Below are 18,819 nucleotides of genomic sequence, written 5' to 3'. Positions count from 1 at the left end.
TTGTGCTTCTTGCTGCCAGAGGCTGTCAACATCCCGTTTCGTGTTACGGAGTTTTTAGTGTCCTATCCCGCTTTGCCTTACCCGATCTCTGCCTACACCCGTGGTGCGGAGTTTGCCCGACGTCTGGGGCAGCAAATCCTGATTCTGGACGGTGCAATGGGCACCATGATTCAGCGGTACAAATTGGGCGAGGCCGATTTCCGTGGCGAACGCTTTGCGGATCACCACAAGGATGTGAAGGGCAATAACGAATTGCTGTCGCTGGTGCGTCCCGACATTATTCGCGAGATTCACGACCAGTACCTGGCGGCCGGGGCCGATGTCATCAGCACCAACACCTTTGGTGCGACGGATATAGCCCAGGGTGATTACGATTTGCAGGGCATCAGCTATGACCTGAACCTGGCGTCGGCGCAACTGGCCTGTCAGGCGCGTGATGCCTTCAGCACGCCCGAGTGGCCGCGTTTTGTGGCTGGTGCGCTGGGCCCACAACCTAAAACGGCTTCCATCTCTCCCGATGTGAATGACCCCGCCGCCCGCAACGTCACCTTTGAGCAACTGAGGGTGGCCTACACCGAGCAGGTGCGTGCCTTGCTCGATGGCGGCGTGGATATCCTGCTGATCGAAACCGTTTTTGACACGCTCAATGCCAAAGCGGCTGTCTTTGCCCTGGAAACGGTCTTTGACGAACGTGGTGAGCGCGTTCCTGTCATGGTGTCGGGCACGGTCACGGACGCTTCGGGCCGCATTCTGTCCGGCCAGACGGTGGAAGCCTTCTGGAACTCCATGCGTCATGCCCGTCCGATTACGATTGGCCTGAACTGTGCGCTGGGTGCCGCCTTGATGCGCCCCTATGTGGCCGAGCTGTCCAAGATTTGCGATACCTACGTTTGTGTCTACCCGAACGCCGGCTTGCCCAACCCCATGGCCGAAACCGGCTTTGATGAAACCCCCGCCGATACCTCCAGCCTGCTGCAGGAATTTACGCAAGCGGGTCTGGTCAATATGGTGGGTGGGTGCTGTGGCACGACGCCCGAGCACATTGCCGCCATTGCCGAGCTGTGCCGTAAGCTGCCTCCACGAGTTGTTCCTGAGGTGCCCGTTAAAACCCGCCTGTCGGGTCTGGAGCCTTTGAACATTGATGAAGACACCCTGTTTGTGAACGTGGGTGAACGTACCAACGTCACGGGCAGCAAGGCTTTCTTGCGCCTGATTCAGCAGGAAAACTACGAAGAAGCCTTGTCGGTGGCGCGGCAGCAGGTGGAAAACGGTGCGCAGATTATCGATATCAATATGGATGAGGGCATGCTGGACTCAGCAGCCTGCATGCATCGCTTCCTGAACATGATCGCCTCCGAGCCGGACATTGCGCGCGTGCCCATCATGATCGACAGCTCCAAATGGGACGTCATTGAAACTGGTTTGCGCTGCGTGCAAGGCAAGGCCATCGTGAACTCGATCTCCATGAAAGAGGGCGTTGAGCCTTTCCTGGAGCACGCTCGTTTGTGCCGCAAGTATGGCGCCGCCATTGTGGTGATGGCCTTTGACGAGCAGGGTCAGGCCGATAGTTACGAGCGTCGGGTAGAGATTTGCGAACGTGCTTACCGTTTGCTGGTGGATGAGGTGGGCTTTCCGCCTGAGGACATCATCTTCGACCCCAACGTGTTTGCCGTGGCAACCGGCATGGATGAGCACGCCAACTATGGGCTGGACTTTATTCGGGGTGTAGGCTGGATTCACAAAAATCTGCCGCACGCCCGCTTGTCCGGCGGTATTTCCAACGTCAGCTTCTCCTTCCGTGGCAACGAAGCCATGCGCGAGGCCATCCACACCGTTTTCCTGTACTACGCCATTCAGGAAGGCCTGACCATGGGGATTGTGAATGCGGGCCAACTGGGTGTGTATGCCGATATCGAACCGCATCTGCGCGATCTGATTGAAGACGTGATTCTGAACCGGGCCGAACCTAAGGGCAAAACCGATCCGGCTGATGAGCGCACCCCCACCGAGCGTCTGGTGGAAATGGCCGAGAGCGTCAAAGGCTCGGGCGCCAAAAAAGAGGAAGATCTGAGCTGGCGTGAAACCACGGTCGAGCAGCGCTTGATCCACTCGCTGGTGCATGGCATTACCACCTTCATCGTGGAAGACACGGAAGAGGTGCGTCAGAAGATTGCTGCTCAGGGCGGTCGTCCCATCAGCGTCATTGAAGGGCCGTTGATGGACGGCATGAACGTGGTCGGTGACCTGTTTGGTCAAGGCAAGATGTTCCTGCCGCAGGTGGTGAAGTCTGCGCGTGTGATGAAGCAGGCCGTCGCCCACTTGGTCCCTTTCATTGAGGAAGAAAAGCGCCAGATTGAAGCGGCAGGTGGGGATGTGCGCTCCAAGGGCCGCATGGTGATTGCCACGGTGAAAGGCGACGTACACGACATTGGCAAGAACATTGTGTCCGTCGTGATGCAGTGCAATAACTTCGAAGTGGTCAATATGGGGGTGATGGTGCCTTGCGCCGAGATTCTCGCCAAGGCCAAAGAAGTGGAAGCCGATATCGTGGGGCTGTCCGGCCTGATCACCCCCAGTCTGGAAGAAATGGCCTATGTTGCGTCCGAGATGCAGCGTGACCCTTACTTCCGTGAACGCAATATCCCTCTGATGATTGGTGGCGCGACCACCAGCCGGGTCCACACGGCGGTGAAGATTGCGCCGCATTACGACGGCCCGGTCATCTACACACCGGACGCCAGCCGCTGCGTCGGTGTGGCCACGCAGCTTGTCTCGGATAATGTGGAAGAGTTTCTGGCCGAAGTGCGCGAGGAATATGAACAAGTGCGCCAGCGCCATGCCAATCGTAAAGCCACCCCTTTGATTTCGCTGGAAAAAGCGCGCCAGGACAAGCCTGCGATTGACTGGTCGACCTATGTCCCGCCACGCCCCAAGTTCATTGGACGCCGCACCTTCAAGAATTATGATCTGGCCGATATTGCCCAGTTCATCGACTGGACGCCGTTCTTCCAGACCTGGAGCTTGTTTGGCAAGTACCCGGCCATTCTGGAGGACAAGGTGGTGGGCGAGCAGGCCAAGACCTTGTTTGCCGAAGGACAGGCCATGTTGAAAAAGATCATTGAGGGCCGTTGGCTGACCGCCAATGGCGTCATTGCCTTTTACCCCGCCAATACGGTCAATGGCGAGGACATCGAGGTCTATTCGGACGAATCGCGCAGCGAAGTCCTGTTTACCTGGCGTAATCTGCGCCAGCAAGGCGTCAAGCGTGAAGGCGTAGATAGCAAGTGTCTGGCCGACTACATTGCTCCCAAAGAAAGCGGCGTGGCCGATTACATCGGCATGTTTGCAGTCACCGGCGGGATTGGCGTGGACAAGCTGTCCGAGCGTTTCCAGGCCGCAGGGGACGATTACTCAGATCTGATGATCAAAGCACTGGGGGACCGTTTTGCAGAAGGCTTTGCAGAATGTCTGCACGCTCGTGTCCGCACGGATTTGTGGGGGTATGTGACGGACGAACGTCTGTCCAACGAAGAACTGATCGACGAGAAATACCAGGGTATTCGTCCCGCACCGGGTTACCCGGCGTGTCCGGAGCACGTGGTCAAACACGACATGTTCCGTGTTCTGCAGTGCGAAGACATCGAGATGTTCATCACCGACAGTTACGCCATGATTCCGGCTTCCAGTGTGTCGGGCTTTTACTTCAGCCACCCGCAGTCCAAGTATTTTAACGTGGGCAATATTGGTGAGGATCAGTTGCAGGACTACATCAAGCGCAGTGGCCGTACGGAAGAAGATGTGCGCCGCACCTTGTCGGGCGTGCTGGGCTGATATGGGAACGACGGGGCCTGGTACGGGAGGCGCCGAGAGCACCTCCCAAACCCGACGTCAGGCTTTGGGGCGGTTTTTGCGTCATGCGCGAGAACGTATCCGGCCGCTCGACGTCGGTCTGGCCCCGGGAGTGCGTCGTCGTACTCCTGGTTTGCGCCGCGAAGAGGTGGCCCAGCTGTGCGATATCAGCACCACCTGGTACACCTGGATCGAGCAGGGCCGCGATGTGACCGTGTCCCCGACTGTCTGTGCCCGGCTGGCCACCGTGTTGAAGTTGGCCAGAGCGGAACGTCATTACCTGTTTGAGCTGGCCGATTGCGCCGATCCTGAGCATTGGCAAGGTGATATTCAGCCTTTGCCGCAGGGCTTGAGCGCCTGTGTCGACAGTATCTCCGCGCCTGCTTATATTCTGGACCGCAGCTGGAATGTTCTCGCGCGTAACGAGGCCTTGCTGGACTTGTTTGATGGCTGGCCCGATCGCAGCGAGCAGCCCAATCTGCTGCGTTACATCTTTCTGGACCCGGCCGCACGCGATTTGGTGGTGGACTGGGAGCAGCGTGCCAGCCGTGTCGTGGCCGAGTTTCGCGCCGATGTCGGCGCACATGCGGATGAGGCCGATATACAGGCGCTTATTCAGGAACTGGGGCAGCAAAGCCAGGTATTCGCGTTCTGGTGGGGACGCCAGACCGTGGTGGAGCGGGAGGGGGGATTGCGGGATTTCCGCCATCCCAAAAAAGGTGTCAGGCGTTTTCAGCAGTTTACGTTCCGGCTGGCTATCCGGCCGGACTGCAAGTTGGTGATGCTGCTCACTGATCAGGCTTCGCGGGCAGCGGAGCCGGACTAAGGCAGACACAGCAGATCGGTGCGCCAGGAGACGTTGGGCAAGACTTGCCAAAGCAGGCGGCATACCTTCGGACTGAGCCCTATGCTTTCGTTTTTCTGGTCGTGCGTGGCGCCTGTTGCAACGAATCGCCATCAGTGGGGGATAGTCGGGCAAAAGACAGGCTGGATAAGGCGGTAATCGCACCCAGAATCAGGAAAGCCCAAATCGTATCCTGCGTCTGCACACTGCTGGCACCACGCAGGGCCATGCTGATGTTCAAGGTGACGGCCGCGCAAGCCACGCCCAGACTGATGGCCAACTGCTGCGCCATGGCTGCAAAGCTGCTGGCCTGACTCATGGCCTCGGATTCCAGGTCGGCGTAGGTCAGGGTGTTGACTGCGGTGAACTGCAGGGAGCGGAAGAAACCACCTGCCGTCAGCACGGCAATCATCAGCCACATTGGGGTCGTGGCCTGGAACAGGGCGCACAAGGCGATGAACAGGCCGGTCAGCCAGGCATTGATGATCAGTACATTGCGAAAGCCAAAGCGCCGGATGATGGGTGGGGCCACCAGCTTCATGCCCAGTGCACCAATCGCACCGGTAAAGGTGATCAGACCTGCTGCCAGCGCGCTCATGCCAAAGTTGGTTTGCAACATGATTGCCAGTAGAAAGGGGGAAGCTCCGAGCGAGAAGCGGCACAGGTTGCCGCCCAGTACCGATATGGCAAAGGTTTTGGTGCGCAGCAAGGACAGGTCAATGATGGGATAGGCTACCTGGCGGGCGTGCCAGACATACCACAGGCCGGCGATCAGTCCGGCCAGGGTCAGCCAGCCCAGGGTGGACCAGTTCAGGGTGCCGTGGCCGACGTTCTCAAAGCTGGTTACCAGGGTGGCCAGGCAGATGGCGCTCAAGATAAAGCCCAGCCAGTCCAGGGGAGGCCGGCCGGTGGGATAGTCCTCGCGGATATAGCGTAGTACCAGGGCAATACCCAAGGCTCCGACGGGGATGTTGATCAGGAAAATCCAGTGCCAGCTGGCATACGTGACTAAAAAACCACCCACGGGCGGGCCGATGATAGGGCCGAGCAAGGCGGGTAAAGTCAGCACGGCCATGGCGCTTAAAAGCTGATCTTTAGGGACGCGCCGCAGTAAGATAATGCGTCCTACCGGTACCATCATGGCCCCCGCCATGCCCTGGACCACCCGGGAAATGATCAGTTGGGTCAGGGTCTGGGACAGGGCGCATGCAACAGAACTGGCGGTAAAGAGTAGAATGGCGGCCAGGAACACCTTGCGCGCTCCAAAGCGGTCCGCAGCCCACCCGCTGATAGGCACGAACACAGCCACTGCCAGCAGGTAGCTGGTAATGATGGTATTCATGCGGATGACGCTGGTATCCAGCGACAAGGCCATGGTGGGCAGGGCTGTGGCCACTACGGTCGAGTCCAGCATTTGCATGAACAAGGCACATCCCACAATGTAGGGAATAATGCGTATGGCCCGACGCTCTTGAGGGGACAGGGTTGCCGGTGCTGGGGCAGCTTCGGTCTGTTCAGATGCCATGCGGCGAACTCTCTGGTGTGCGGTGCAGTAAACTCAAACTTTTCTGTTATCCAATTTATTTAGGCGTACAGGTATTATGGCAAAGAATTTCGAATCCGAAATTACCCAGTTTCTCAAACAATATAAAGCTCAGAATCCCGATACCGAAGCGCGTCAGCGTGAGGGGCGTTATCGTCTGTGGGACAAGCAGATTGATCAGGAACTGCAAGATGGTTACAAGGCGGCCCGCACGCCCCAGAAACCTTACGTGTACTACGAAAACAACTAAATCCTTGCGCCGGCGCCTGTGACCGAGATTGCACAGCAGACTGTTGTGGACACGCCAGCTCCTCAGCCCGAGGATGTGCTGGCGCGTCTTTATGGTGAGCCGCTGTTTGCGATTCCCCAGGATCTGTACATTCCGCCCGATGCGCTGGAAGTGTTTCTGGATGCGTTCGAAGGCCCGTTGGATTTATTGCTGTATCTGATCCGCAAGCAGAACTTCAATGTGCTCGATATTCCGATGGCCCAGGTCACCGGGCAGTATCTGGCGTATGTGGAGCAGATTCGCGCCAGCAATCTGGAGTTGGCGGGTGAGTACCTGCTGATGGCTGCGCTGCTGATCGAGATCAAGTCCCGCATGCTGCTGCCGGTGCGACGTGCGGACACGGGTGAAGAAGTGGATGATCCGCGTGCGGAGCTGGTGCGCCGTTTGCTGGAATACGAACGCATGAAGGAAGGGGCGCGCCGTCTGGACCAGTTGCCCCTGGCGGGGCGCGATTTTCTGCTGGCCAATGCCCAGGCCGAACTGGTTATTGAGGCGATCCCGCCGGAGGTGAGTGCAGAGGATTTGCGCGAGGCTTGGCTGGGGATTTTAAAGCGGGCCAAGCTCAACGCCAGTCACAAGATTACCCGTGAGCAGTTGTCGGTGCGGGATCACATGAGCCAGATTCTGCGACGTTTGCAGCATGTTCGCTTTATGGAGTTTAGTGAGCTGTTCAATGAACGTCTGGATCAGGGTGATCCGACAGCGGTGCTTGTCGTGCATTTTCTGGCAATGCTGGAATTGGCACGAGAGTCACTGCTTGAAATCACGCAGGCCGAGCCCTACGCTCCTATTTATTTGCGCCTGACGTATATTCGAGCGCAGGCCGATGGGCCTGATCTTATTCCGTAGCGGAGAATTTTTTGAAAGTCGTTCATAACATCCAAGAACTGCGCGATCAGCTTCAGGGCCAGACACGCGTGGCATTTGTTCCAACCATGGGGAATTTGCATCGGGCTCACCTGGACCTGATGAAGATGGCGCGCCAGCATGGCGACCCGGTGGTGGCCAGTATTTTTGTCAATCGCCTGCAATTTGGTCCTAACGAGGATTTTGATCGTTACCCCCGCACCTTGCAGGAAGATGCGCAGAAGATGGAACAAGAGCGCGATGTGTATGTCTTGTTTGCGCCCTCGGAACGCGAAATGTACCCCGAGCCGCAGAGTTTCCGCGTCAGCCCGCCCGATCATCTGGGGCGGATTCTGGAAGGTCATTTCCGTCCCGACTTTTTCGAAGGCGTGTGTACGGTTGTTCTGAAGCTGTTCTCCTGTGTACAGCCGCGTGTCGCCGTCTTTGGCAAAAAGGACTACCAGCAGTTGATGGTGGTGCGTCAGATGGTGCGTCAATTTCAGTTGCCGGTGGAGATTCTGGCGCACGAGACGGTCAGAGAAGAGGATGGTTTGGCCATGTCCTCGCGCAATCGCTATTTGAGTCCGGAAGAGCGCGCCCAGGCCCCGCAGATTTACCAGACGCTGCAAGAGATGAAGGAACGCTTGCAACAAGGTCAAAGCCGTCAGGAGATTGAGGCGTATGCGACCGGCAAATTGACCGATCTGGGATGGAAAGTGGATTACATGGCTTTGCGTCGTCAGTCGGACTTGCTCGAACCGAGCGAGGAGCAGATACAGGCAGGCGAGCCTTTGGTGGCGTTGGCCGCGGCCAAACTGGGCGCAACGCGTTTGATCGATAATCTGGAAATGACTAAAGCCTGATTTCTTGTGTTATTTGGTTAGAAAAGCACAGTTTTTACTGTGCTTTTTTCATATCTGCGTGCTTTTGGTCTGTTTGTCTTTTTGTCTTATTGACCGTGGGGCAGGGGCATACCAAAGCGAGAAGGGCAGGGGCAGGCTGGACTCAGTTGGCGCGGTACCTAGCCCCTGGACCCAGTGCAAGCGTCGGGCCTGTACAGGGTGGGTGTCTCTTTAGGGCTGCTGCCGGAGTCTGGTTGGGGGAGCGCACTCGCCGTCGCAGATTTCAAGCACCGATATGGGCTGGTAAATAGCTGTTTTTTGGGTTACTGAAACGTGGCTATTTATATTAGTCCTATGACAAAAACATCCTGCACAAGTTAACAGTCGTGTAGTCCCTGCCTAAAATGACAAACTCTGTCTATGGTTAATTCTTCACATTACAGGTGGCCTGGCCGCCTGGTACAGATATACGAGACTGATATGGTATTGAATAGCCACCTTCCCGCTTCTGTGCTTTTTGAAAGCCTGACCCCGCGTGAGCGCGATGTCCTGTCCTATATCGCGACGGGTAAGGCGAATAAAGTGATTGCGGCCGAATTGGAGATTTCCCAGCGCACGGTCGAAGCGCATCGGGCACGCGTTTTTCAGAAGTTACGCGTGCGCAATGCGGTTGAGCTGACTCGTTTTGTCTTTAGTGAGCCGGCGCTGCGCGATGTGCTGCCGCCCTGTTTGATGGGCGGGCAGTCTGCACCATAGCACTTAGTGGCAGGCGGGGATTGGCTGGCTGTCCAGCTCACTGACCGGGTCCAGATCCGCTTGTCGGGTCAAGTGGCTCTCCAGCGTGGGACGTTGCTGGTTGAAGGTGTTAACGCGCAAGACATTGTTGTTTACAAAGCTCAGATCTGCCAGGGTCGAGTCATTGTCCGCCAACAAGGCGATGCGGGTGGGCTGTGTGCCGATGGGGACCCAGCAACCGCCCTTGTGGTAAGACTGACCAGCACCCAGCGGGGTGGCTCTTAAACGCCATTGACCGGCTGGCGCCAGGGTCACGCTGATTTTGTAAGGTTCGCAAATGCCACCTTGGGGCGGGCAGGACAGGGTGCCTAGAAATGTTTTGGGCTCGGCCAGTTCGGCAACACTGTGATCGGCCTGGGCGGCCGGGGCTTGCTCGGCGCTGGCCGGGGTAATGGCGCGCAGACCTTCCTGATTGCCAAAACCCAGATTGATTTGCGAGGGGGCACGGGCGGTGCTGCTGCCTTGTGCCTGGCGCAGGGCGTCTTTCTGGGTAGAGTCACGGCCTTCGTTAGGGGTGGGCTGAACGGGTGCCTGGGCGCAGGCTGCCAGCAAAACAAGCGAGAGCAGGGGCAGTGAACGCAGAGGAGAAATCTTGAGGAAAGACATGGCGGGCTTCCGTGGACTGGTGATAGCTGAATTCTACGCTAGACCTGGCCTGGCGGGACAGTATCAGACCTATCGAGGGTAGGAGGATTGGCGCGGGTACGTTACAGTTTTGTTTTTTATCCGTGGATTGCACATGCTGACAATTGGGCTGACTGGTGGAATTGGATCGGGCAAAAGCCAGGTGGCCAATTTTTTTGCTTCCTGGGGGGCGGCGGTGGTGGATACGGATGTGATCGCCCATGAGCTGACCGCGCCCGGTGGCTTGGCCATTGGGCCTATCCGCGATACTTTTGGTGCCGAAGCCCTGGCCGCTGACGGCTCGATGGATCGGGACTGGATGCGAGCCTGCGTGTTTGCTGATCCGGCCGCCCGTCATCGCCTGGAGGCGATCATTCATCCTCTGATTTGGAACGTAACAAAAGCACAGACCTTGAAGGCGCAGGGATGTTATCTTGTTGTGGTTGTACCCTTGCTGGTGGAGTCAGGACGATGGAGCGACCGTGTGGACCGGATTTGCGTTGTCGATTGTGATGAGGCGACCCAGATCGCGCGCGTGCAAAAGCGCAGCGGGCTGGCAGTGGCCACAATTGAACGTATCATGGCCGCACAAGCGCAACGTCAGCAACGCCTGGCGGTGGCTGATGATGTGGTTCTGAACGATGGGCAGACGACGTTGCCCGTGTTGGAAGAGCGGGCGCGGGCTGTCCACCAACGCTGGTGTGCCTTGACTGCCTGACACCACACCGTGTCTGACCCCCAGCCGACAAATAAAGGTTTTTAAACGCGTGACTCTATACGAATACCCATGCAATGAGCGTGTCCGGGCTTTACTGAGAGTCGAATACTTGTTCGATAGGCTGTTTCATTTTTCGGCCAACCAGGATGCGTACTCGCACCAGATCGCAGTAGCGACTTTATTTGATTTGCTGGACATTGCAGATCGAACCGACTTGCGTTCGGCCGTTTTGCAGGATCTGGAACGTCAGCGCGTGGCGCTGGCCGCACTGCGCGAGCACCCTGGGGTGCAGTTGCAGGCACTGGACAAGATGATCGAGCAGATCGTGCGCGCGGCCGCCGACCTGTCTGCCCAAGGGCGGGTGGGACAAGGTTTGCGTGAGAATGAATGGCTGACCAGCTTGCGCGGCCGGGTCGCCGTGCCCGGCGGCACCTCCCCGGTGGATATGCCTTCTTATTATTCCTGGCAACAGCGGCCGGACAAGGATCGCGTTCAGGATTTGCGCCGCTGGTCCGAGTCTTTTTTACCGCTTTATCAAGGCCTGGCCTTGATCTTGCGTCTGCTGCGTCAGTCCGGCGACTCGGCCGACCAGATTGCCCGCGATGGCTCCTATCAGGAGATGCTGGCTGGCAAAACCTTCCAGCTGCTGCGCGTCTGGGTGGATGCGGGGGCGTGCATCTATCCCGAAATGAGCGCGAACCGGTATGTCATCTGGATACGCTTTGTACAGCAAGACAATCAATTAAAACCGCAGGCCGTGACCGTGGATATTCCCTTTCGGCTGGCTCGTTGCAACTTCGGCTGAAAACGCTGTTCATATAAGGTTCAGACAGCCGCTTTTATACTTGCTGTGCCAGCGCGGTCTGGCGTGAGGGACGCTTTGTCGTTTGACCGGTCGGGCTGCCAATATTTGGCGGCATAATGCCTGTCGTTACAGCGATGGAGACGTTTAAACGCTTCTTTAGACTGTGCGTAGAGACAATTGAGTTTTAGCCGGGGAGTATTCATGTCGGAGTTGAACGCAGGCAGGGGTCGGCGGTCCCGATCTTTCTATGTCTGGGTGGTGGTAGGGCTGCTGGTCACGGCAGGCCTTGTTTATTACGCCCTGTCTTCCTCTTCTGATACCGCCGGCCCTTTGCGGGGGCCGCGCGGCATGATGGGGGCCACGAAAGTTCCGGTTCATGTGTCGACCGTGCAGCAAGGTTTGATCGATCAAACCGTTAATGCGATTGCCACCGTCAAGCCCTTACAAACGGTGGCTGTGCGTGGGCAGGTCGACGGCGTGCTCGAACGCATCTATTTCAACGATGGCCAGCGTGTGAAAGCAGGCGAGCTGCTGGCCGAGATTGACCCGCGCACCTATCAGGTGCAGCTGGATCAGGCTCGCGGACAATTGGCGCAAAATCAGGCCCAGTTAAAAGGGGCGCAACAAGAGCTGCAACGCCACCGCATCCTATTTCAACAAAATTCGATTTCCCGTCAATCTTTGGAGACCAAGGAAACGGCGGTTCAGCAACTGCAGGCGCAGATCAAATCCAATCAGGCTGAGGTGGCGCGTGCCCAGGTTCAATTGGACCGCACGCGCATTACCGCGCCCCTGGAGGGCCGCCTGGGTTTGCGCAAGCTGGACCAGGGCAATCTGGTGTCAGCCGGCAATACCGATGGCATTGTTCTGATTACCCAGATTGACCCCATCGGTGTGGAATTTTCCTTGCCTCAAAACCAGCTAAGTCGCTTGCTGGAGGCCATGAGACAAAGTGAGTCCCCCTTGCGCGTGACCCTGATCGACAGCAAGGGACAGATTTTGTCGGATAAAGGCCGCTTGCAGGCACTGGACAACCAGATCGACATCAATACCGGCACCTTGAAGGTGAAGGCCGAGTTTGAAAATGCCGATGAAACCCTGTTTGCCAATCAGTTTGTCAATGCTCGAGTGTTTCTGGGGCAGGACCAGGGATTGCTCATTCCTTCTCATGCGGTGCAGCGGGGGGCGGTGGGAACCTATGTCTATACCCTGGATGCCGAGGACAAGGTTCATATTCAAGTGGTGGAGCTAGGGACAGCCACCTTGGAGCAAACCCTGGTGACAAGCGGTCTGAAAGAAGGCGATCGCGTTGTGGTAGAAGGCACCGATCGTCTGCGTGAAGGCTCGCAGGTCGAGGTGATGAACCAGGATGGTCAGGCCGTTGAAAAGCCTGTTCAGGCTGATGCCGCCGGCACAGCGCAGAATCCGCGTACGGGTGAGGGTCGCCGTCCACGTCCAGCAAGCGAGTAAGCCGTGAGCATGTCGCGTATTTTTATCCTGCGCCCGGTGGCTACCACCCTGGCGATGGTAGCCCTGCTGGTATCGGGTTTGCTGGCCTATCGTATGCTGCCTGTAGCCGCCTTGCCGCAGGTGGACTATCCCACGATTCAGGTGGTTACCTTGTATCCGGGCGCCAGTCCGGATGTGGTAGCGTCTTTAATTACCTCCCCCCTTGAGCGGCGGTTTGGCAGCATGTCGGGCCTGTCGCAGATGATTTCGTCCAGCTCAGGCGGCGCATCGCGCATTACCTTGCAGTTTGATTTGGGCTTGCCCCTGGATGTGGCTGAGCAAGAAGTGCAGGCGGCCATTAATGCCGCCTCAAATATGTTGCCCAATGATTTGCCGGCCCCCCCCATCTACAACAAGGTCAATCCGGCTGATACCCCGGTCATTTCTCTGGCGGTGACCTCCCCGAATATGCCGTTGCACGAGGTGCGTGATCTTATTGACGTGCGTGTTGCGCAGAAACTGTCACAGGTCACAGGCGTGGGCCTGGTCAGTATTGCCGGGGGGCAGGAGCCTGCCGTACGTATTCAGGCAGATCCCAATGCCCTGGCTGCACGCAATCTGACTCTCAGCCACATCCGGCAGGCAGTCGTTGCCGCCAACGTGAATCAACCCAAAGGGAATCTGGACGGTCCCCAGCGCTCGACCAGCATCGGCGCCAACGAGCAGTTGAAGACGGTGCGGGACTATGAAAACCTGATTGTCAGCTACAAGGACGGCGCAGCCGTACGCCTGGGGGAATTGGCCACGGTGCTGCGGGATGCCCAGGATGTGCGTCAGGCGGCCTGGATGGGCACAGTCCCGGCGATCTTGCTGAATATTCAGCGTCAGCCCGGGGCCAATGTCATTGATGTCGTGGATCAGATTCAGAGTCTGTTGCCCGAGATCCGCCGTTCCTTGCCGGTGGGCGTGGACGTTGAGGTGGCCACGGACCGCACGCAGACCATTCGCGATTCGGTTGACCATGTGCAAAAGGAAATGATGCTGGCCATCGTGCTGGTGGTGTTGGTGACCTTTGTTTTTCTGCGCACCTGGACGGCCACCTTGATACCGAGCGTCGTGGTGCCTATCTCCCTGATCGCCACCTTTGCCATCATGTTGATGTGGGGCTTCAGCGTTAACAATCTGACCCTCATGGCGCTGACTGTGGCCACCGGCTTCGTGGTTGATGATGCGATCGTGATGATCGAGAACATTGCCCGCTACATTGAAAAAGGTGAATCCGCGTTGCAGGCCGCTTTGAAGGGGGCTGCGCAGATTGGCTTTACGCTGCTGTCCTTGACCATTTCCCTGATTGCCGTGTTGATTCCCTTGCTCTTTATGAGTGATGTGATCGGCCGTCTGTTTCGTGAATTTGCCATTACGCTGGCGGTGGCCATCCTGTTGTCCCTGTTCATTTCGCTCACGCTCACGCCCATGATGTGCGCGCGCATGCTCAAGCCCGAGGATGAGCGTCAGTATGGCCGCTTCACGACCTGGCTGGGCGAACAGATGGATCGCATCATTGCCGCGTACGATCGTGGCCTGCGGGTCGTGTTGCGTCACCAGACCTTGACTCTATGGGTGGCGTTGGGCACGGTGCTGATGACAGGGCTGTTGTACCTGGTGGTTCCCAAAGGATTTTTTCCGCAACAGGACACCGGCCTGATCCAGGCGATTACGCAGGGGCCTCAAACCGCGTCGTTCCGTGCCATGGGGGACTTGCAGCAGCAAGCGGTTGCCATCGTCCTTGAAGACCCGGATGTGCAGGCCGTGACCTCCTTTATCGGCGTGGATGGCACCAATGCCACCTTGAATAATGGTCGCCTGCAAATTGCCCTCAAGCCGATCGGCTCGGGCCGTGCCACGGCCGACGAAATCATGGCCCGACTCGATGCGCGCCTGAAGGATATTCCGGGTTTGACGGTTTACCAGCAGTCCATTCAGGAACTGACGGTGGATGACCAGATCAGCCGTAATGTGTATCAGATGGCTTTGTCCGATCCGGAAACGGCGGTGCTGACTCGCTGGATGCCGCGTTGGCTGGAGGCGGTCAAAGCCTTGCCGCAGATTAAAGATGCTTCCATGAGCCTGCAGGACAAGGGCTTGCAGGTGCTGCTCGATATCGACCGGGATGCCGCAGCCCGCGTGGGTGTGACCAAGGCCAATATCGACGATGCCCTGTATGACGCTTTTGGTCAGCGTTTGATCTCCACGATCTACACGCAGTCTGCGCAATATCGGGTGGTGCTGGAGGTCAAGGACCAGTATCGCCAGGACCCGCAGGACCTGGAAAATATTTACGTGATGACCACGGCAGGTACGCCGGTGCCCATTACCTCCCTGGCGCGTATCGAGCTGGTGCCAAGCACCTTGTCGGTGGAGCGGCTGGGTCAATTTCCCGCCGTGAATGTGTCCTTTGATGTGGCGGACGGCTACTCCTTGTCCGACGCGATTGAAGCGATTGAAACCGTCCCTGACGAGATCGGCATGCCATCCTCGGTGGACACCCGCTATCTGGGTGCGGCCAAAGCCTTTCATGCGTCCTTGTCCAGCACGCTGTGGCTGATGCTCGCTGCGGTGCTGACCATGTATATCGTGCTGGGGATTTTGTATGAAAGCTACATACACCCCATCACGATTCTGTCTACCTTGCCCTCTGCCGCGATCGGGGCCTTGCTGGCGTTGCTGCTGGCCGGGCGGGATCTGGATATGGTCGGGGTGATCGGGATCATCCTGTTGATTGGCATCGTGAAAAAGAACGCCATCATGATGATCGACTTTGCGCTGGAGGCTCAGCGCGAGCAGGGGGTCAGTCCTCAGGAGGCGATTCATCAGGCGGCTTTACTGCGTTTTCGCCCTATTTTGATGACCACCCTGGCGGCCTTGTTCAGCGCCATCCCCCTGATGCTGGCAACCGGCTCTGGCGCAGAGCTGCGCCAGCCCCTGGGCCTGGTCATGGTGGGGGGGCTGCTGGTCAGTCAGGTGCTGACCTTGTTTACGACTCCCGTGATCTATCTGTTTTTTGATCGCTTTACCCGCCGTGGTGCCAAGTCGGTGCGCGAGTCGACATGAAACGTTTGCTAGGTTTGTTCATTTTTCGTCCAGTGGGCTCCAGCCTGCTGGCGCTGGCGATGGTGCTGGTGGGCGCATTGGCATTGCGCCTCTTGCCGGTATCCTCCTTGCCGGAAATGGATTTTCCGGTGATCGCGATTTCAGCCAACTTGCCAGGCGCCAGCCCTGAGACGATGGCCTCCAGTGTGGCAACGCCGCTGGAGCAGGCCCTCGGTTCCATTGCCGGGATCTCAGAGATGAGTTCGCGCAGCAGCGAAGGCTCCACCCAGATCATGCTGATTTTTGATCTGGATCGAGATATTGAGGGGGCCGCCCGCGATGTGCAGGCTGCCATCAATCAGGCACGGCCCATGCTGCCCTCGGGCATGTCCAGCGTCCCGACCTACGAGAAGGTCAACCCCTCCTCCATGCCCATCATGGTGCTGGCGCTGACGTCGCAAACGGCCAGCAAGGCCCAGCTTTTTGATATGGCCAGCGGCATTGTGCAGCAAAAGCTGGCGCAGATTCCGGGTGTGGGTTCGGTGGATGTGGGGGGCGGTTCCTTGCCGGCGGTGCGGGTTGGCTTGAATCCCAAAGCCCTGGCCTCGGCTGGCATTGCCTTGGATGATGTGCGTGCAGTCATCAATAACGCCAATAGTTTGCGTCCCAACGGGTATCTGGAAAGCGAGCAGGGTCAATGGCAGATCAACTCGGGCAAGCAGTACAACCAGGCACGATTTTTTGAGCCTCTGGTGCTGAAAAACCAGGACGGACAGGTGATCCGTTTGGGCGATGTCGCCAAGGTTGAGGATTCTGTGGAGAACATTCACAGCCTGGGCTATTTGAACAACCAGGAAGCGGTGTTGTTGATTGTGCGTCGTCAGGCGGGCGCCAATATTATCGAGACCGTCAACACCATTCGCGAACGGTTGCCCGATATCGAGGAAATGCTGCCCAGTCAGGCGCAGTTGACGGTCGCACAGGACCGCACGCCCAGTATCCGGGCCACCTTGGAAGAGGCTCAGCTTACCCTGATTATCGCGGTAGCCCTGGTGGTGCTGGTGGTGTTGGTGTTTCTGCGAAATTGGCGGGCCGCCCTGATTCCCGCCATTGCGGTCCCGGCCTCCCTGATCAGTACCTTTGCGTTTATGCATCTGTTCGGCTTTACGCTCAATACCATTTCCCTGATGGCCTTGATCGTGGCGACGGGTTTTGTGGTGGATGATGCGATTGTGGTGCTCGAGAGCATCATGCGTTATTTGGAAAAAGGTCTGTCACCGATGCGGGCGGCCTTGCGCGGGACTCGTGAAGTGGGCTTTACCGTAACGGCCATGAGCTTGTCGCTGGTGGCGGTGTTCATCCCCTTGTGGTTGATCGGGGGGCTGGCAGGGCGGCTGTTCATGGAGTTTGCAGTCACGCTGTGTACGGCCGTTCTGGTGTCGTTGGTGATCTCTCTGATGCTCACTCCGATGATGTCGGCCCGCTTGCTGCGCCCCGGGCCGCAGGAGTCGGAGGGTTCGCATCCAATCAGCCGCTTTTTGGGCTGGATTGGCAATGTCAGCTGGCGGGCGTATCGCCGCTCGTTGCAGTGGGCCCTCAAACATCATCGTCTGATGCTGTTTTCCTTGTTTGCCACCATCGGTCTGAATGTGTATCTGTATACCGTGGTGCCCAAGGGCCTGTTCCCTCAGCAAGATACCGGACAGTTGATGGGTTTTTTCCGGGTGGACAGGGGTACCTCGTTTCAGTCCATGGTGCCCAAGCTGGAGCACTTTCGCTCCATCCTGAATCAGGACCCGGACATTCGCTCGGTTGCGGTGTTTGCCGGGGGCCGGGGCGGCAGTACCTCGTCCTTTATTCTGGTGGAACTCAAGCCCATGGATGAGCGCAAGGCCAGCACGACGGACATCGTCAATCGCCTGCGCGAGCCTTTGTCGACTACGCCGGGTGCACGCATGTTCATGGTGCCGCAACAGGATATCCCGGTAGGCAGCGGAGGAGGGGGGCGTAGCGGCTCCTATGATTACTCCTTGATGGGCAGCGATCTGGAGCTGTTGAAAACCTGGTTGCCCAAGGTGCAGCAGGCCATGGCCGAACTGCCTGAACTGGTGGACGTGGATACCGGTACGGACGATAAGGCGGGCCTGGTTCAGCTGGAGATCGATCGTGATATGGCGTCCCGTCTGGGCATTGACATGGCCATGGTGGCTGGAACGCTGAATAACTCTTTTTCCCAGCGCCAGGTCTCGACAATTTATGGTCGCTTGAACCAGTATTACGTGGTGATGGAAGTGGAGCCGCGTTTTGCCCAGGACCTGGAATCGCTTAAGGAAATCGAAGTGGTGGCCAAGGATGGAACCCGGGTTCCCTTGTCTGCCTTTACCCGCTTTAGTGCGGGAACTGCGCCGCGCAGCATCAACCACACGGGACTGTTGGTGGCCGAGTCTGTCTCTTTCGATTTGGCCGAAGGAGTCACCCTGAGCGAGGCGACAGCAGCAATCGAGCAGGCCATGGCGCGCATTCAATTGCCCACCCGCGAGATTCAGGCCGGATTTGAAGGCAACACGGCCCAGATGCTCGATGCCCTGGCCAAGCAGCCCTTGATGTTTTTGGCGGCTCTGGTGGCTTTGTATATTGTGTTGGGGATGCTCTATGAGAGCTATATGCATCCGCTGACTATCTTGTCGACCTTGCCTTCGGCCGGAATCGGCGCGTTGCTGGCCCTGATGATGACCAGTGGCGAGTTCAACCTGATTGCCATGATCGGGGTGTTTTTGCTGATTGGTATCGTCAAGAAAAACGCCATCATGATGGTGGACTATGCCTTGCAAATGGAGCGTGAGCGCGGCATGGGCTCGCGTGAGGCGATTTATGAGGCCTGCCTGGTACGTTTTCGCCCCATCATGATGACGACCTTGTCTGCCATTTTTGGCGCTATCCCCCTGATTGTGGCCTCTGGGCCCGGTGTCGAGATGCGCCAGCCTTTGGGGGTCACGATTGTGGGCGGGCTGGTGCTCAGTCAGATTCTGACGCTTTATACCACTCCGGTCGTTTATCTTTATCTGGATCGTCTGCGTCATCGTTTCATGCGCCGCAAGAACCAGACAACTTCGACTCTATAAGCT

At 57.6% G+C, this 18,819-nt stretch carries 13 protein-coding genes; 11 read left to right on the top strand and 2 right to left on the bottom strand.

The genetic code is table 11. The annotated features are described in order from the left end of the window. The first annotated feature begins 57 nt into the window (after nucleotides 1-57). A complete protein-coding gene (gene metH / locus ACOZ42_RS14625) occupies nucleotides 58-3,831 on the top strand; it encodes a methionine synthase (RefSeq protein WP_240209285.1) in 3,774 nt (1,257 codons plus the stop codon). Nucleotide 3,832: 1 nt separating this feature from the next. Next, nucleotides 3,833-4,675, top strand: a complete 843-nt coding sequence (locus ACOZ42_RS14620) for a helix-turn-helix transcriptional regulator (protein ID WP_003802055.1) — start codon at nucleotides 3,833-3,835, stop codon at nucleotides 4,673-4,675. A 79-nt stretch (nucleotides 4,676-4,754) separates the two neighbouring features. On the opposite strand, the gene ACOZ42_RS14615 is transcribed toward ACOZ42_RS14620, so the two are convergent. Then, a complete protein-coding gene (locus tag ACOZ42_RS14615) occupies nucleotides 4,755-6,218 on the bottom strand; it encodes a DHA2 family efflux MFS transporter permease subunit (protein ID WP_426345302.1) in 1,464 nt (487 codons plus the stop codon). A 76-nt stretch (nucleotides 6,219-6,294) separates the two neighbouring features. On the opposite strand from ACOZ42_RS14615, the gene ACOZ42_RS14610 reads away from it, so the two are divergent. From ACOZ42_RS14610 to ACOZ42_RS14595, 4 genes are all read left to right on the top strand, one after another. Next, on the top strand, nucleotides 6,295-6,486 hold the full coding sequence (locus ACOZ42_RS14610; RefSeq protein ID WP_003802050.1) for a DUF3460 family protein: 192 nt from the start codon (nucleotides 6,295-6,297) through the stop codon (nucleotides 6,484-6,486). A gap of 45 nt (nucleotides 6,487-6,531) precedes the next feature. Further along, nucleotides 6,532-7,374 carry a segregation and condensation protein A gene (locus ACOZ42_RS14605; RefSeq protein WP_003802048.1) on the top strand — a complete coding sequence of 281 codons (843 nt, stop codon included), beginning with the start codon at nucleotides 6,532-6,534 and terminating at the stop codon, nucleotides 7,372-7,374. An 11-nt stretch (nucleotides 7,375-7,385) separates the two neighbouring features. Continuing rightward, nucleotides 7,386-8,234 (top strand): pantoate--beta-alanine ligase, encoded by an 849-nt coding sequence (gene panC, locus ACOZ42_RS14600; protein WP_003802045.1) that lies wholly within the window; start codon nucleotides 7,386-7,388, stop codon nucleotides 8,232-8,234. Between the two features lie 459 nt (nucleotides 8,235-8,693). Next, nucleotides 8,694-8,969 carry a response regulator transcription factor gene (locus ACOZ42_RS14595; RefSeq protein ID WP_003802043.1) on the top strand — a complete coding sequence of 92 codons (276 nt, stop codon included), beginning with the start codon at nucleotides 8,694-8,696 and terminating at the stop codon, nucleotides 8,967-8,969. Between the two features lie 3 nt (nucleotides 8,970-8,972). On the opposite strand, the gene ACOZ42_RS14590 is transcribed toward ACOZ42_RS14595, so the two are convergent. Continuing rightward, nucleotides 8,973-9,614, bottom strand: a complete 642-nt coding sequence (locus ACOZ42_RS14590) for a hypothetical protein (protein ID WP_426345301.1) — start codon at nucleotides 9,612-9,614, stop codon at nucleotides 8,973-8,975. 133 nt (nucleotides 9,615-9,747) lie between these two features. Between ACOZ42_RS14590 and coaE the strand changes: the two genes are divergently transcribed. The 5 genes from coaE to ACOZ42_RS14565 all read left to right on the top strand — a co-directional run bounded on the left by coaE (nucleotide 9,748) and on the right by ACOZ42_RS14565 (nucleotide 18,816). Beyond that, a complete protein-coding gene (gene coaE, locus ACOZ42_RS14585; RefSeq protein ID WP_003802037.1) occupies nucleotides 9,748-10,350 on the top strand; it encodes a dephospho-CoA kinase in 603 nt (200 codons plus the stop codon). 49 nt (nucleotides 10,351-10,399) lie between these two features. Then, nucleotides 10,400-11,155, top strand: coding sequence for a cell division protein ZapD (gene zapD / locus ACOZ42_RS14580; protein ID WP_039943397.1), 756 nt, complete (start codon nucleotides 10,400-10,402; stop codon nucleotides 11,153-11,155). Between the two features lie 201 nt (nucleotides 11,156-11,356). Next, nucleotides 11,357-12,625 carry an efflux RND transporter periplasmic adaptor subunit gene (locus tag ACOZ42_RS14575; RefSeq protein WP_003802031.1) on the top strand — a complete coding sequence of 423 codons (1,269 nt, stop codon included), beginning with the start codon at nucleotides 11,357-11,359 and terminating at the stop codon, nucleotides 12,623-12,625. Between the two features lie 3 nt (nucleotides 12,626-12,628). Next, nucleotides 12,629-15,715, top strand: coding sequence for a multidrug efflux RND transporter permease subunit (locus tag ACOZ42_RS14570; RefSeq protein ID WP_039943396.1), 3,087 nt, complete (start codon nucleotides 12,629-12,631; stop codon nucleotides 15,713-15,715). Continuing rightward, nucleotides 15,712-18,816: an efflux RND transporter permease subunit gene (locus ACOZ42_RS14565; protein WP_003802025.1), complete on the top strand. Its 3,105-nt coding sequence runs from the start codon at nucleotides 15,712-15,714 to the stop codon at nucleotides 18,814-18,816. Before ACOZ42_RS14570 ends, ACOZ42_RS14565 begins: the two co-directional genes overlap by 4 nt. Nucleotides 18,817-18,819 lie beyond the last annotated feature (3 nt).

This window comes from Alcaligenes sp. HNGD-HTN06 (assembly GCF_049932565.1).
Lineage (GTDB): Bacteria > Pseudomonadota > Gammaproteobacteria > Burkholderiales > Burkholderiaceae_B > Alcaligenes > Alcaligenes ammonioxydans.
The sequence above is the reverse complement of the archived record's forward strand: the minus strand, read 5'-3'. Positions and strand labels throughout refer to the sequence as shown.